The sequence below is a fragment of the Anaerotruncus colihominis genome, assembly GCF_010206195.1.
GTDB lineage: Bacteria > Bacillota > Clostridia > Oscillospirales > Ruminococcaceae > Anaerotruncus > Anaerotruncus colihominis_A.
In genome coordinates this window covers 54,452-68,043 of the sequence record NZ_VIQT01000010.1, presented here as the reverse complement: position 1 = coordinate 68,043, position 13,592 = coordinate 54,452, and the positions used below count along the sequence as shown (strand labels likewise).

General features: G+C 56.4%; 14 protein-coding genes and 1 riboswitch. Of the genes, 11 read left to right on the top strand and 3 right to left on the bottom strand.

The annotated features are described in order from the left end of the window. The first annotated feature begins 20 nt into the window (after positions 1 to 20). The 4 genes from FMM72_RS08015 to FMM72_RS08000 all read left to right on the top strand — a co-directional run bounded on the left by FMM72_RS08015 (position 21) and on the right by FMM72_RS08000 (position 3,912). The gene (locus FMM72_RS08015; protein ID WP_160208149.1) at positions 21 to 1,037 is read left to right on the top strand and encodes an ABC transporter substrate-binding protein; all 1,017 of its coding nucleotides are present in this window, start codon (positions 21 to 23) and stop codon (positions 1,035 to 1,037) included. Positions 1,038 to 1,112: 75 nt separating this feature from the next. Then, the gene (locus FMM72_RS08010; protein WP_162221109.1) at positions 1,113 to 2,036 is read left to right on the top strand and encodes a carbohydrate kinase family protein; all 924 of its coding nucleotides are present in this window, start codon (positions 1,113 to 1,115) and stop codon (positions 2,034 to 2,036) included. Positions 2,037 to 2,131: 95 nt separating this feature from the next. Beyond that, positions 2,132 to 3,115: a translation initiation factor eIF-2B gene (locus FMM72_RS08005; protein WP_162221108.1), complete on the top strand. Its 984-nt coding sequence runs from the start codon at positions 2,132 to 2,134 to the stop codon at positions 3,113 to 3,115. Then, complete coding sequence (locus FMM72_RS08000; protein WP_162221107.1) at positions 3,115 to 3,912, top strand: BtpA/SgcQ family protein; 798 nt, start codon at positions 3,115 to 3,117, stop codon at positions 3,910 to 3,912. The genes FMM72_RS08005 and FMM72_RS08000 overlap by 1 nt, the downstream gene beginning before the upstream one ends. Positions 3,913 to 3,952: 40 nt before the next feature. Here the strand turns inward: FMM72_RS08000 and FMM72_RS07995 are convergent, their stop codons facing one another. Continuing rightward, positions 3,953 to 4,666 carry an ATP-binding protein gene (locus tag FMM72_RS07995; RefSeq protein WP_162221106.1) on the bottom strand — a complete coding sequence of 238 codons (714 nt, stop codon included), beginning with the start codon at positions 4,664 to 4,666 and terminating at the stop codon, positions 3,953 to 3,955. Between the two features lie 108 nt (positions 4,667 to 4,774). Between FMM72_RS07995 and FMM72_RS07990 the strand changes: the two genes are divergently transcribed. The 3 genes from FMM72_RS07990 (at position 4,775) to FMM72_RS07980 (ending at position 7,186) form a co-directional block, all read left to right on the top strand. Then, positions 4,775 to 5,482, top strand: a complete 708-nt coding sequence (locus FMM72_RS07990; protein WP_162221105.1) for a Crp/Fnr family transcriptional regulator — start codon at positions 4,775 to 4,777, stop codon at positions 5,480 to 5,482. Positions 5,483 to 5,512: 30 nt separating this feature from the next. Further along, positions 5,513 to 6,292, top strand: a complete 780-nt coding sequence (locus FMM72_RS07985) for a formate/nitrite transporter family protein (RefSeq protein ID WP_162221104.1) — start codon at positions 5,513 to 5,515, stop codon at positions 6,290 to 6,292. A 114-nt stretch (positions 6,293 to 6,406) separates the two neighbouring features. After that, a riboswitch (THF riboswitch) is annotated at positions 6,407 to 6,504 on the top strand. A gap of 67 nt (positions 6,505 to 6,571) precedes the next feature. Then, positions 6,572 to 7,186 (top strand): folate family ECF transporter S component, encoded by a 615-nt coding sequence (locus FMM72_RS07980; protein WP_207709057.1) that lies wholly within the window; start codon positions 6,572 to 6,574, stop codon positions 7,184 to 7,186. A 176-nt stretch (positions 7,187 to 7,362) separates the two neighbouring features. On the opposite strand, the gene FMM72_RS07975 is transcribed toward FMM72_RS07980, so the two are convergent. Further along, the gene (locus FMM72_RS07975) at positions 7,363 to 8,313 is read right to left on the bottom strand and encodes an NAD(P)-dependent oxidoreductase (protein WP_160208156.1); all 951 of its coding nucleotides are present in this window, start codon (positions 8,311 to 8,313) and stop codon (positions 7,363 to 7,365) included. Positions 8,314 to 8,560: 247 nt separating this feature from the next. Between FMM72_RS07975 and FMM72_RS07970 the strand changes: the two genes are divergently transcribed. Together FMM72_RS07970 and groL are read left to right on the top strand one after the other, a co-directional pair. Further along, positions 8,561 to 8,845 (top strand): co-chaperone GroES, encoded by a 285-nt coding sequence (locus FMM72_RS07970; protein WP_024730112.1) that lies wholly within the window; start codon positions 8,561 to 8,563, stop codon positions 8,843 to 8,845. Positions 8,846 to 8,883: 38 nt separating this feature from the next. Continuing rightward, complete coding sequence (gene groL, locus FMM72_RS07965) at positions 8,884 to 10,512, top strand: chaperonin GroEL (protein ID WP_160208157.1); 1,629 nt, start codon at positions 8,884 to 8,886, stop codon at positions 10,510 to 10,512. Positions 10,513 to 10,605: 93 nt separating this feature from the next. Here the strand turns inward: groL and FMM72_RS07960 are convergent, their stop codons facing one another. Further along, complete coding sequence (locus FMM72_RS07960) at positions 10,606 to 10,875, bottom strand: DUF3781 domain-containing protein (protein WP_162221308.1); 270 nt, start codon at positions 10,873 to 10,875, stop codon at positions 10,606 to 10,608. A gap of 435 nt (positions 10,876 to 11,310) precedes the next feature. Here FMM72_RS07960 and FMM72_RS07955 point away from each other — a divergent pair, with 435 nt between their 5' ends. Together FMM72_RS07955 and FMM72_RS07950 are read left to right on the top strand one after the other, a co-directional pair. Then, positions 11,311 to 12,846, top strand: coding sequence for an NAD(P)H-hydrate dehydratase (locus tag FMM72_RS07955; RefSeq protein ID WP_162221103.1), 1,536 nt, complete (start codon positions 11,311 to 11,313; stop codon positions 12,844 to 12,846). A gap of 42 nt (positions 12,847 to 12,888) precedes the next feature. Continuing rightward, positions 12,889 to 13,431 carry a hypothetical protein gene (locus FMM72_RS07950; RefSeq protein ID WP_162221102.1) on the top strand — a complete coding sequence of 181 codons (543 nt, stop codon included), beginning with the start codon at positions 12,889 to 12,891 and terminating at the stop codon, positions 13,429 to 13,431. Positions 13,432 to 13,592: the final 161 nt, after the last annotated feature.

The following is a 13,592-nucleotide window of genomic DNA, read 5'->3' as shown; positions in this document are numbered from 1 at the left end:
TAGAATCAGGAGGAAATCAAATGAAACGGATACTCAGCACAATTTTATCAGTCGCCATGGCGGCCTCCCTTGTGGCCTGCGGCTCATCGCAGAGCCAGCCCGCGCCCTCTGCGGCTGCTCCGTCGCCGTCCGCGGCGGCGGGAAACACGGCCGATACATCGGATGATAAGCTGACATTCGGTCTGGTCGTCATGTCGACGAACAGCGACTATTGGCTGACGCTCAAGGACGGCGCGCAGGAGGCGGTCGATGCAATCGGCGGGGAGCTGGTTTTTACCGGGCCTGCCGACAACAACGATATCCAGGGACAGGTTTCGCTGATGGAAAATCTGATCAACAGCAAAGTAGATGCGATCCTGCTGACTCCGCTGGACAGCGACGCGCTGGCCGCGCCGGTTGAAAAGGCGATGGATGCCGGTATCCCGGTGGTTGTGATCGACTCGGCCGTCAATACAGATAAATACACTTCGTTTATTGCGACGGACAATATCGCGGGTGGCAAGATGGCGATGGAACGTCTGATCGAATCGATCGGCGGCTCCGGAGAAGTGGTCGTGGTAAACGCGCTGGCGGGCATCCCCTCCAACGACGCGCGCGGACAGGGCGCTGAGGAATACGCCGCGACAGTCGACGGCGTCACGGTGCTGCCGCAGCAGCACTGTCTCGACCAGGCGGAGGCGATGACAGCGACGGAAAACGTCATCATCGGCAACCCGAATCTTAAGGGAATCTTTGCGACGTTTAACCGTGGCGCACTTGGAGCGGCACAGGCGATTGTCAGCAAGGGCAAGGCCGGGGAGATCAAGATGGTCGCGTTTGACGCAGATGCCGACGAGATCAAGCTGCTTGAGGATGGAACCATCGACGCGCTTGTCGTCCAGCAGCCGTATGAGATGGGGAAAATCGGGATCGAATACGCTGTCAAAGCGCTTGATGGCGAGGAGGTTCCCAAGACCGTCGCGCCGGAGGTTGTGATCGCGACCAAGGACAACATGAACGACGAGGCGATTCACAAGGTTTTGTATCCAAAGGGATAAACAGCCAAACGGCGGTCCGGGGCGCGCGGCGTCAGATCGCACGCCCCGGACGGGCTTGTTGAAAGGAGGGGCTATATGCTGGAGATTATCGGCGTGGGGGAATCCGATGTTGACATCTATTTACAGGTGGACCATCCGCCGCGCCGCGGGGAAAAGGTCCGGGCGCGCGAAATCGGGAAACTGCCCGGCGGCATGATCGGCAATTTCTGTGCAGGCGTCGCAAAGCACGGCGTCAGATGTGGGATTGTTTCCGTGGTGGGCGACGATGAGAATGGAAAAATAACCCTGGCGGACTATCAGGGACGCGGAATCGATACGGCAGGGCTGACCGTTGAGACAGGGAAGGCGACGTTTTACTGCGTGGTGCATATCGATGGAACCGGCGAAAAATGCCTGACCGCTGTGCAGACGCCGCTGATGAGCCCACGGCTGGAACAGGTGCCGGCCGATTATATCCGCCAGGCGAAATATGTACACGTCAATTCCATGGATTATACGCTCGCTTTGCATGTCGCAAAAACGATTGCAGGCAGCGGGGCGGGCCTGTCGCTTGATTACGAGGCGCATGCCGAGCGCCCGGGATTTGACGCCTGGAAACCGGTTTTAGAACAGACCTCCGTCCTGTTTGTCAACGAGGACGGACTGGAAAGCCTTTTACCGGGCCTGACGATGGATCAAGCCGCCGAACGCATTCTGCCTCTTGGCGTGCAGTATATGGTTGTCACCTGTGCGGAGAAGGGCGGCGCTGTCTTTACAAAGGATCAAAGCATTCAATATAGCGCGTACCGGGCGGCGCATGTGGCGGATACGACCGGCGCGGGCGATTGCTTCAACGCGGCGTTTCTCTCTGAAATCGTGCGCGGCAGCGATCCTAAGGCAGCGGCGCGTTATGCGGCCGCTGCGTCCACAATCTCCATTGGGGCGGTCGGTGCGCGCACAGGGCTGCCGACACGGGAGCAGGTGCTCGCCTTTTTGGCGACAGGCCCGGAACAGATATAACCGCGTCCGGGCTTCCGCCTGCTCCGAAGGTCCGAAAGTAAAGACATGCGGGGAAATTTGCGAACCGGAGCGATCAACAAAGAGGGGGGCTTCATTTGACGGAAGCGGAGATCCGGTCGATTCTGCCGGAACCTGAGCGGTCCAATTTTGACGACATTGTTTTACAGCGTGTGCTCGGCGCGAGCCGGCATATCGCCATGATCGGCGCGATGCTGTGTGCGATTGCGGCGGATTACGCCGCCAAGAACGGCGATACAAAAGCGATGCTGCGCGATTTAACCGCGCTGGCAGACTACTTTAAGGCGACGCGCGGCCAGGCCAGCAGCGCGATTGGAAATGCGATTGATCTGATGACGCGGGGCTTTGGCACGCTTGACAGCCTGCCCGCCCCCGAAGCGGCCGAAGCGGTGGCGCGCGCGGTTTCATCCTATGGCAGGCAGGCGCGTCAAAGCATTGAAACGCTGACAGACTATGCCGTTTCCCTTGCCGCTGGCATGCGGCGTATTCTGGTATTTGACTATTCCAGTACGGTTGCCCGTTTTCTCGAAAAATTCGGCGCGGCCTGCCCCGGCGCTACAGTTGTGATCCCCGAAAGCCGGGTAATTAACGGCGGCTATGCTTTTGTGCCGGGCGCGCTTGCCGCGGGACTGCGTGTGCATTTTATTCCGGACGCCGCTATCCTGTATGAGCTGAAAACATGCGACGCCGCTTATTTCGGAGCGGAAACCTTTTATCCGGATGGTACGGCCTTCAATACGACAGGTTCCGATATTGTCGGCTTGGCGTGCCGGGAATACGGGGTGCCGCTCTATGTGCTGACGCCTCTGATGAAGCTGGACATGCGCCCGCTGCGTGGGTTTGTGCGCAGGCTGGTAAACAACAATACGCGGGAAAAAATGAAAACGGCCGGTTTTTCAGAGCAGGAATTGGAGCAGGTTGATTTCGACTGTCCGGAGCTTCTGCCGGTCGGTGCGGATATGATCCGCGCGTTTATCACAGAACAGGGCGTGATTCCCGCGCGGTCAATGTTTGAACGATCTGTGAAATACGCTGAATTTTTAGCCGGAGGAAACGACTGATGCTGAAAGGAAAAACAGGCCCGCTGGCTTTATGCATGATCCAGCCGGAGCCTTTGCCGGGCAGTTACCGCAACGTGGGCATGAAGATCGATGAAATCATTGATCTGGCGCTACGTGAAGCCGAGATGGTAGCTGAAAACGGTTTTGATGGATTTATTCTGCAAAATATGAACGACATGCCTGTCAAACAGACGGCTCCACCGGAAGCGGTGGCCGGAATGACCGCCATCGCGGCGCGTCTGCGCGCCGCTTTTCCGGAGCTTATTATGGGCGTTCTTGTAAACTGGGACGGCGTGGCCGCATTGTCGGTGGCCGAGGCGGCCGGCGCGGATTTTGTGCGCGTCGAACACCTGTTTACCGGTGTGGAGGTGACAAGCGCAGGTCTGCTGGAAGGGCAGTGCTGTGAGATCGCGCAGCTGCGCAAGCGCCTGGGCAGCACAATTCCGGTGTATGCCGACGTTTACGAGGTGCACGGCGTCCCGCTCGGCGCCAAACCCATTGAGGACGCCGCATGGGAATCGGTGCATGAGGCGTTTGCAGACGGCCTTTTTATAAGCGGCCGGACGGCTGCGGAAAGCATTGAGCTAGTCCGCCGCGCGCGCACACGTGTGCCGGAAATCCCGATTTTTCTCGGCGGCGGCGCGACCGGCGACAATATCTGCGAGCTGATGCAGCATTTTGACGGCGTCAGCGTGGCGACCTGGGTTAAAAACGGCGATATGAAAAACCCGATCGACCCGGCGCGTGCGAAACGCTTTATGGATGAAATCAGACGCGCGCGCGAGCTGCGCGTCTAAACGAAAAGGCGCCCCCGCACTGCGGGGGCGCCTTTCATGCTTATTCCGGAAGAATGCGTCCGTCGGTGGAGATCACCCTGACCTGCCAGGGGATCGTCTTGCCGCACTGGGAAAGCGCGCGCTTGACGGCGTTTTCAATCCCGCCGCAGCAAGGGACTTCCATGCGCGCGACCGTGACGCTTTTGACATCGTTTTCACGCAGGATATCGGTGAGCTTTTCAGCATAATCGCTTTCATCGAGCTTGGGACAGCCGATCAGCGCAACGCGCCCGCGGATAAACTCCTGGTGGAACGCGCCGTAGGCATAGGCTGTGCAGTCGGCGGCGACGAGCAGGCGCGCACCATCAAAATAAGGCGCGTTGACGGGGACCAGCTTGATCTGTACAGGCCATTGCGCCAACTCGCTCTGCACATCAGGGGACTGCGCGGCCGGCGCGGGCGCATGTCCGGCGCGCGCGATACGCTTCGACTGGCTGCCGGGACAGCCGCACGGGAGCGGCTCGCCGGCCTGTTGCTTTTTGGCTTTGGCAGCCATGACCGCCGCATGGTCGTAAGCCGGGGCCTCGCGATCCTCAAAGGAGATCGCGTTTGTGGGACATGCAGGCAGGCAATCGCCAAGCCCGTCACAATAATCCTCGCGCAGCAGCTTTGCCTTTCCATCCACCATACCGATGGCGCCTTCGTGGCAGGCTTCGGCGCACAGACCGCAGCCGTTGCATTTTTCTTCGTCAATACGGATAATTTTACGTTTCATAGGAACGCCTCCAAAATCAAAGTCGGATGTGACTTGTTTTTCTGTTCTGATCGTACTATACTAAACTAAAATGGATTTGTATGTTGTTTTTCCAACAACGGAGGCTGTATGGAAAAATATTTTGACATTTTAAAAAATGTTTCGCTGTTTCATGGGATCGATCCGGCCGATTACCCGCGGATGCTGGCTTGTCTCAAAGCGTCACCCAAGCGTTTTTTAGCCGGCGAGTCCATCCTGCTGGCGGGCGATCCGGCCGACCGTGTCGGCATTCTGCTTGAGGGCCGGGCGCAGGTCGTGCGCGAGGAGCTTTCCGGCAGCCGTACGATCCTGACGGCGCTCGAGCCGGCGGACCTGTTTGCGGAGGTGTTTGTGTGCGCTTCTGGCGGTAAAAAGACCTTGCCGGTCTCGGTCTTTTCCGTGACGGACAGCGCCGTGTTGCTGCTCGATTACCGGCGGATCATCTCATCCGGGCCGGAAGGCTGTGCGTTTCATGACCGGCTTGTCGAAAACATGCTGGCGGTGATGGCTGATAAAAATCTGATGCTCAACCGCAGGATCGGCCACCTTTCCCGGCGCTTGACACGTGAAAAGCTTCTGTCCTACCTGTCGGAACAGGCGGCACTTTGCGGCGGCTCAGAATTTGATATCCCGTTTGACCGTCAGGAGCTGGCCGACTATTTGTGTGTGGAACGCAGCGCCATGTCGGCGATTTTATCAAAGCTGCGCGCGCAGGGCGTTTTGGAATACAATCGCCGCCACTTTCGACTGCTCGCTTTGCCAAAAGAACATGCAGGGGAATCGTTTTTCCCGGACTGAGCGGGAATACAATCAAAAGGAGGGGGTCTTTTGTTTGAGGAAGAATTTGCGGCCGCCGCCGCGGCCGCTGGAACAAAAGCCGCGTTTTTAAAGCGGAATCCGGTCGGGTATTTTCTGGCGTCAATGCTGGTCGGCGCGTTTATAGGCTTCGGCGTTCTCCTGGCGTTTACAATCGGTGGACTGCTGGAGGGCGCGGCGTATACAAAGGTATTGATGGGGGCGTCTTTCGGCATCGCGCTCAGCCTGGTGGTAATGGCGGGCGGCGAATTGTTCACCGGAAACAATTTCGTGATGACAGCCGGGGCTGTTTCCGGGACTGTCGGGTGGGGCGGCGCAATCAGGCTGTGGCTTGTCTGCTGGCTTGGCAACCTGGCGGGGGCGGTTCTGCTGGCGCTGCTATTTTATGGCACAGGGCTGACAGACGGCGCGGCAGGGGCGTTTATGGCGTCCGGGGCTGCGGGAAAGATGGCGCTGCCGCCTGTGCAGCTCTTTTTACGCGGCGCGCTGTGTAACGTGCTTGTCTGTCTGGCGGTCTGGTGCGGCTTTCGCTGCAAAAGCGAAAGCGGAAAGCTCATCATGATCTGGTGGTGTCTGTTCGCGTTTATCACCTGCGGATTTGAACACAGCATCGCCAATATGACGCTTTTGACCATTGCGCTGCTGGAGCCGGCTGGCGCAGCTGTAAGCGCGGGCGGATGGCTGTATAATCTGCTGGTTGTGACAGCGGGGAACATGGCCGGCGGCATCCTCCTTGCGGCGGCTCCGTACGCGGTGATTGCCGGTTGCCGGGGTAAAGTGAACGGCTCTTAGGCGCACGGACCCTGGAATATTCCGGTACAGCTGTCGGACGGGCCGGCGCAGCCTTTATATTCAAAAAGCACTTGCAATTTTTTAAGGACATGGTATGATAGAAACATACTCGTAAGCAGAGTAGGAACCGGCGCGTTAAGTGCCGTCTGAACGGGGAGTTGTCAGGCGGACGAAAAGAGTTTCTTGCGGTGCCGGTTTCGCATCCCGCTGCTGCATCCAAAGAGCATATCCTCTTTTCATGTGGCATTGATGTTGCATGAAAGGAGGTTTGTTGTTTTGATGGAAAAAATTTCAAATTATTTGCGCGGCGTCTGGTCCGATATTGCATCGGTGCCGCGCCTGACCTGTGAATCCGCGCAGGAGATGCGCGATGTGCGTTCACTGGCCGGTTCCTCGATGTTGACGGCGCTGAGCGTCGTGCTCAATCAGTTTACGATCTTTTTTACCCAGGTTCTGCGCCTGAGCGTAACGTTTTTACCGGTTGCGATGTGCGCGATGCTGTATGGCCCGCTGCTGACCGGCGTTATGGGCGCGGCGGTCGATATTCTCAAGTACTTTACCCGCAACGACGGCAGCGCGTTTTTCCTGGGATTTACCGTCAGCGAATTTATGCGCGGATTTCTTTACGGCATTTTTTTCTATCGCCGCCGGGTGACGCTGCCGCGTGTGGCGGCGGCGCATTTGTCTGTGGTCGTCATCGTGACGCTTGTGCTCAATCCTTTGTGGCTTTCAATGATGTTTGGCGATGCGTTTATCGCGCTTGTGTCCATGCGCCTTGTCAAAAATATCGTCATGTTTCCGATCGAGGTTGGGCTGTTGTATTTCCTGCTGAAAAAGACCGCCGAAATTTACTCCCGCGTCCGGTCTTCAAGCGGATATGTAAAAAAAATCTAATGATAAAAAAGAAGAAGCCCGCGCGGGCTTCTTCTTTTTTATAGATTGCGGAGCGCAATCTATAAAAAATTGGCCATCCGCGCCGTCCCCGGCGCGGGGCCGTTTGATTAAAATGCGCCTGCCCGCAGAGCGGGCAGCTGCGAAAAAAATAGCTACAGATGTTAAAAGGTTCAGCGTCAGACGATTACATTCTGCGGATTCCCTTCAAGATACCGCAGCAGATTGTCGGCAGCGACACGCAGAAGGCGCGCGCGCGTTTCACGCGGCATCCAACTGATATGCGGCGTGCAGATGACGCGCGGATGACGGGCAAGCGGGCTGCCGGGCGCGGGCGGCTCGTCGCAAAGCACATCAAGCCCCGCCATATAGAGCTTTCCGCAGTCAAGCGCATCGGCGACATCCCGCTCGCAAAGCAGGCCGCCGCGGGCGGTGTTGAGCAGCACAGCGCCGTCTTTCATGCATTCGATGGCGGCGCGGCTGATCATACCGCGCGTCTGCGGCGTCAGCGGACAGTGCAGGCTGACGATATCAGATTGCGCATAAAGCGTACCGAGATCAACAAAGCGGATGTGCGCTCCGGCGGAAGGGTCGGGGTGGCGGCGGTAGGCAAGCACCTGCATACCAAATGCTGCTGCGATACGGCCTACAGCTGTGCCGATGTCGCCGCAGCCGACCAGGCCGATCGTTTTTCCGGCGAGCTCAAACATGGGGACAGACGCCAGGGCGCGATCGGTGGGATCGGTCCAGTGTCCGGCGCTGACATAACGGTTGTGTATATGCGTCATTGAGGCGATATTGAGCAGCAGGGAGATTGTATTCTGCGCGACGGCCTCGGTGCTGTAAGCTGGGACGTTGCAGATGGTGACGCCCGCCCGGCGAGCCGCGTCGAGATCGATCATGTTGTAGCCGGTGCCAAAGGTGCCGGCAAAACGCAGCGATGGACACGCCTCGAATACCCGCGCGTCAAGCCGCAGACGGTTCACATAGACGGCCTCGGCCGCTCCGATGCGTTCGATCGATTGTTCGGGCGGCGTGTTGTCGTACCAGTCAATTTCAAACGTATCAGGAAGCGGCAGGCCGCTCAGGCCATATCCCGCAAGAAAACCATCCAATACAACAACCTTCATGAAAAAATCCCCCATATATGGTCAAAATAAAATCATTGGAAAAATCTGCGCAGATTTGATTGTAGCAGACAGCGCGGCGGCTGGCAAGCAGGCCGCCGAATGTTACCAAAATGTTAAATCTAATTTTATTAGAAAAAAGGGGTTGATTTTTAGAAATTTTGTATTAAAATAGTCTTAGCACTCAAATGGAAAGAGTGCTAAGGATTCATCGCTGTTAAATTATTTTATATAATTGGAGGAGTTCATTATGACGATTAAACCATTGGCAGACCGTGTAGTCACGAAAATGGTGGAAGCGGAAGAGACAACCAAGAGCGGCATCATTCTGGCTGGCTCGGCAAAGGAGAAGCCCGAGGTTGCCGAGGTCCTGGCTGTGGGACCGGGCGGCATGGTTGACGGTAAGGAGGTCACAATGACCGTCAAGGTTGGCGACAAGGTGCTCATGAGCAAATATTCCGGCACGCAGGTGAAGGTCGACGGCGAGGAATACACCATCCTGCGCCAGGGCGATATTCTTGCGATCGTTGAATAAATTCCCATATTTTATTTAGAACAGGAGATTGATGGATTATGGCTAAGACTATTTGCTATGGCGAGGAAGCGCGCAAGGCTCTCCAGGCCGGTATTGACAAGCTTTCCGATACAGTTAAGATCACCCTGGGTCCCAAGGGCCGCAATGTTGTGCTCGATAAGAAATTCGGTGCTCCCCTCATCACAAACGACGGCGTGACCATCGCAAAGGAAATCGAGCTGTCCGACGCATATGAGAACATGGGCGCGCAGCTTGTCAAGGAAGTCGCGACCAAGACGAACGATGCGGCCGGTGACGGCACTACAACCGCCACGCTGCTGGCGCAGGCGCTTGTACGCGAGGGCATGAAAAACGTTGCTTCCGGCGCGAATCCGATGGCAGTCAAGAAGGGAATCGCCAAGGCTGTCGCAGCGGCTGTCGAGGGACTCAAAGAGAACTCCAAGAAGGTCAAAGGCAGCAAGGATATCGCGCGCGTCGCGTCCGTTTCCTCCGGCGACGAGTTTATCGGCGAGCTGATTTCCGAGGCGATGGAAAAGGTTTCTGCGGACGGCGTCATCACCATCGAGGAGTCCAAGACCGCTGAGACATATACCGAGGTTGTTGAAGGCATGCAGTTTGACCGCGGCTATATCACGCCGTACATGGTCACTGATACCGAGAAGATGGAAGCGGTTCTTGACGACGCTTACATCCTGATTACCGACAAGAAGATTTCCTCCGTTCAGGAGATTCTGCCGCTGCTTGAGCAGGTGGTTCAGGGCGGCAAGAAATTGCTCATCATTGCTGAGGATGTCGAAGGCGAGGCATTGTCCACGCTGATTGTCAACCGTCTGCGCGGCACATTCACCTGTGTGGCCGTCAAGGCGCCGGGCTTTGGCGACAGGCGTAAAGAGATGCTGCGCGACATCGCTGTTCTCACCGGCGGCGAGGTCATCAGCGAGGAGCTCGGCCTTGAGCTGAAGGAAACCCAGATGTCGCAGCTTGGCCGCGCGCGTCAGGTTAAGATCGAGAAGGAAAACACGATCATTGTCGACGGCGCCGGCGACAGCCAGGCCATTAAGGATCGCGTCAACCAGATTCGTGCCCAGATTGAGACAACCACAAGCGATTACGACAAAGAGAAGCTCCAGGAGCGCCTGGCGAAGCTGGCCGGCGGCGTCGCGGTCATCAAGGTCGGCGCTGCGACTGAGATCGAGATGAAGGAGAAGAAACTGCGCATCGAGGACGCTCTGTCCGCAGCGAAGGCCGCTGTTGAGGAAGGCATCGTCGCCGGCGGCGGCGTGGCGTTGCTCAATGTCATCCCCGAGGTTGACAAGCTGCTCCCATCGCTCGACGGTGATGAAAAGACAGGCGTCAAGATCGTTCGCCGCGCCCTGGAGGAGCCGATCCGTCAGATTGCCGATAATGCCGGCCTGGAAGGCTCTGTCATCATCGACAAGATCAAACGTTCCCGCAAGGTCGGCTACGGCTTTGACTTTGCAAAAGAGATCTATGGCGATATGATCGAAATGGGTATCCTCGATCCAACAAAGGTTACACGCAGCGCAATTCAGAACGCCTCCTCTGTCGCTTCGATGGTTCTGACCACTGAATCGCTCGTTGCTGACGAGAAGGAAGAAAATCCGGTTCCGGCAGCTCCGGCCGGTGGCATGGGCGGTATGTATTAATCGGGCGCCCGCACGCTATCATAGAAAAAAGGCCGCTCCCCATTATGTGGGGAGCGGCCTTTTGCATTTATGTTTGGATTTGTTTGCCATCCGTTATTTTTTTCTGTGTGCCGTGATAATGGTGTAACTGTGTGCATTTATCGTTATGATGCAATGGTCCACATCTATATACCAGTTCTTTCCGGACCTGGTAACGATGGCATTGGGCACGGAGATTTTTGATTTGCACCAATCGACAACCTGGTCCGTATTCAGGCAAAGATTCCTTTTTATGCGCATGACGCCCAATTCGGTCGTATGCAGTTTTTCCAGATTAGCAAACAGTTCTTTCATATAGCGTATCACCTGAAACGATTGTATCATGTCCGCGAAGCGGTATGGTATAATTGGCCGTTCGGGCGGCAGCGGGCCGCGCCCGCGTATCGCCATGGCCATAATCTGGTATAATAACCGCTTTGTGGTTATTATACCACAGCAACAAGCCCTTTCGGGCTTGCCTGCCGCAAAGCGGCAGCGAAACCGGCTTTGCCGGTTTTGGCTGTGGTGTAACATGCGCAGTCCGCTGCTTTGCAGCGGGCGCCGCCAGACGGCGGCTACAAACGGCAAAGCCGTTTGCCCTGCGCATATTATACCAGATCGCGCCTACAGCCTGCAAGATGCGGTATCAGACATGATCTTACACAGGAACCGCGGACGCAAAAGTTTACAGCGTTTCGCTGTTTTCCGACCGGAAAACATGCTATACTGGCCGTATGACAAATGCGGCGTTTGGGCGCACGCGGGACAGGAGTGACAACTATGCGGATTGTAACATCCGGACAGATGAAAAAGATTGAAGAAAATGCGCTTCACTATGCGCTCAGCTATGAGCGGATGATGGAAAACGCGGGCAGCGCGGCGGCCGCCGCTATCCGCCGCCGCGCCGATATCAGTGGACGGTACATCACGATTTTCTGCGGACGCGGCAATAATGGAGGAGACGGATTTGTCGCAGCGCGCAGGCTGTATGAAAGCGGCGCGAATGTGGCGGTGATCCTGACGGACGGCGCGCCTAAAACAGGACAGGCGGCGGTGATGCTGGAACGCATCGGCGATATGGATATCGCGGTGGTTACATACGGCGACGATCAGCCGTATCTTACACAGCGCCTTGCGGAGACAGATATTTTGATTGACGCAATTTATGGGACAGGCTTTCATGGAGAGCTTGACGAGCGCCATCGCGATATCTGCCGTCTGATCAACGGCGTTGATGCTGAAACGTATGCGCTCGATATTCCGAGCGGTGTCAGCGCCGAAACAGGCCGGGCCGACGAGTTTGCTGTCCGCGCCGATGCTACAATCGTATTTGACAGCGATAAGCCTGCCACGGTCATGCCTGCGGCGGCAGCATGGTGCGGCGAGGTGATTGTCGCGGATATCGGTATCCCGCCGGAAGCACACGAGGGAATTGAACGTCAGTTTACGCTGGTGGATGAGGCGTATGTGTTTGGCCATCTGCCGCGCCGCCGCCGCGATACGCATAAGGGCGATTACGGAAAGCTTCTCAATGTGGCCGGTTCGCAGCAGTATATGGGCGCCGCCGTGCTATCAACGCTCGCGGCAATGCGCACAGGCGCGGGATATGTCACGCTGGCGTCGACCAAGGAGGTCTGCCGCACGGTGCTGCCGCTTCTGCCGGAAGCGGTGATGCGTCCGCTGCGCCAGAATCCAGACGGTGCTCTTTCATGGCAGGCAATGGACGAGCTGCGCGGCGCGATGAAGCGTGCGACGGCCATTCTCATTGGAAATGGACTTGGAACAAGCGAGGATACCGTGCGCATCGTCGGCGAAGTCCTGACGACAGCCAGTTGTCCGGTCGTTGTCGACGCCGATGGAATAAATGCGCTCGCACAGAATATAAATATATTGAAGCGGGCAAGCTGCGACGTGATTCTGACGCCGCACCTCGCGGAACTTTCAAGATTGACCACGCTTCCAATAGAACAGCTCAAGACGGATGTGCTGGCAGCGGGGCGGACTTTGGCGTGTGAATATGGCATTACAGTTGTGCTCAAGGGCGCATACACGTTGACAGTCGGGCCGGATGGGTGCGTATGGATCAATACAACTGGAAACGCGGGGCTTGCGAAAGCCGGCAGCGGCGACGTGCTTGCCGGGATGATCAGCGCGCTCGCAGCGCAGGGACACAGCGCGCCGGAGGCGGCGGCCTGCGGCGCATGGCTGCATGGGCTGGCTGGCGATTATGCGGCGGATAGCCATTCGCAATATGCGATGCTGGCGCGCGATGTGATTGATGCGCTGCCGCTTGTATTTGCGGATCATGAGAGATAAAGCCCGGCCGGTACGTCCGCGCCGGAATGTGGAGGTGCGTTTATGCGCAGACGGATTGGCTGCTGTATCCTGCTTTGTGCGGCGCTTTTATGGACCGGAACCGGGTGCGCCCGGCGCGATCAACAGCATCAGGCTGAAAATCTGGCCAGGCAGAGCTTAAGCCAGAATTTTCAGACGACGGCTAAGGTCCGGTATAAGAATATTGAAACGGTGATGACCATCTATAAAAAACCGATGAACTGCGCGGTCGTAACGTTTGAAGCGCCCGACAGCCTCAAGGAAATGAAGATGACGTTTTATACCGATCACGTTGCGCTTTCCTATAAGGATCTGTCATTCGATTTCACACCGGACAGCGTTCCAGGAAAAGCCGCGTCAAAAATGGTATTGACCGCTCTGAATGCGGCGCTGAATGACGACGGTATCTCTGTACGTGAGGAGGAAGGGCGTCTGATTGTCGATGGAACGATTGATGCGGGGGACTTCTCTCTGATTATTGATGCAGAAAATGGAAATATCCTGAAACTCTCCATACCAGAAAATAATTTGGAACTTGAGGTATTGAATTTCAAGTTTCTTGAATAAAACGTCCGTTTTAAAAAGGCCCGCGCCAACTGGCGCGGGCCTTTTACTGTCAGAAAACAGAAGCCGGCAATAGTATATAAAGGGCGCGTCAAACCTTTTTACATGAATTGTTTTACAATTCATGTAAAATCGCCGGCCAAGGGTTAATGATAGTACGAAGT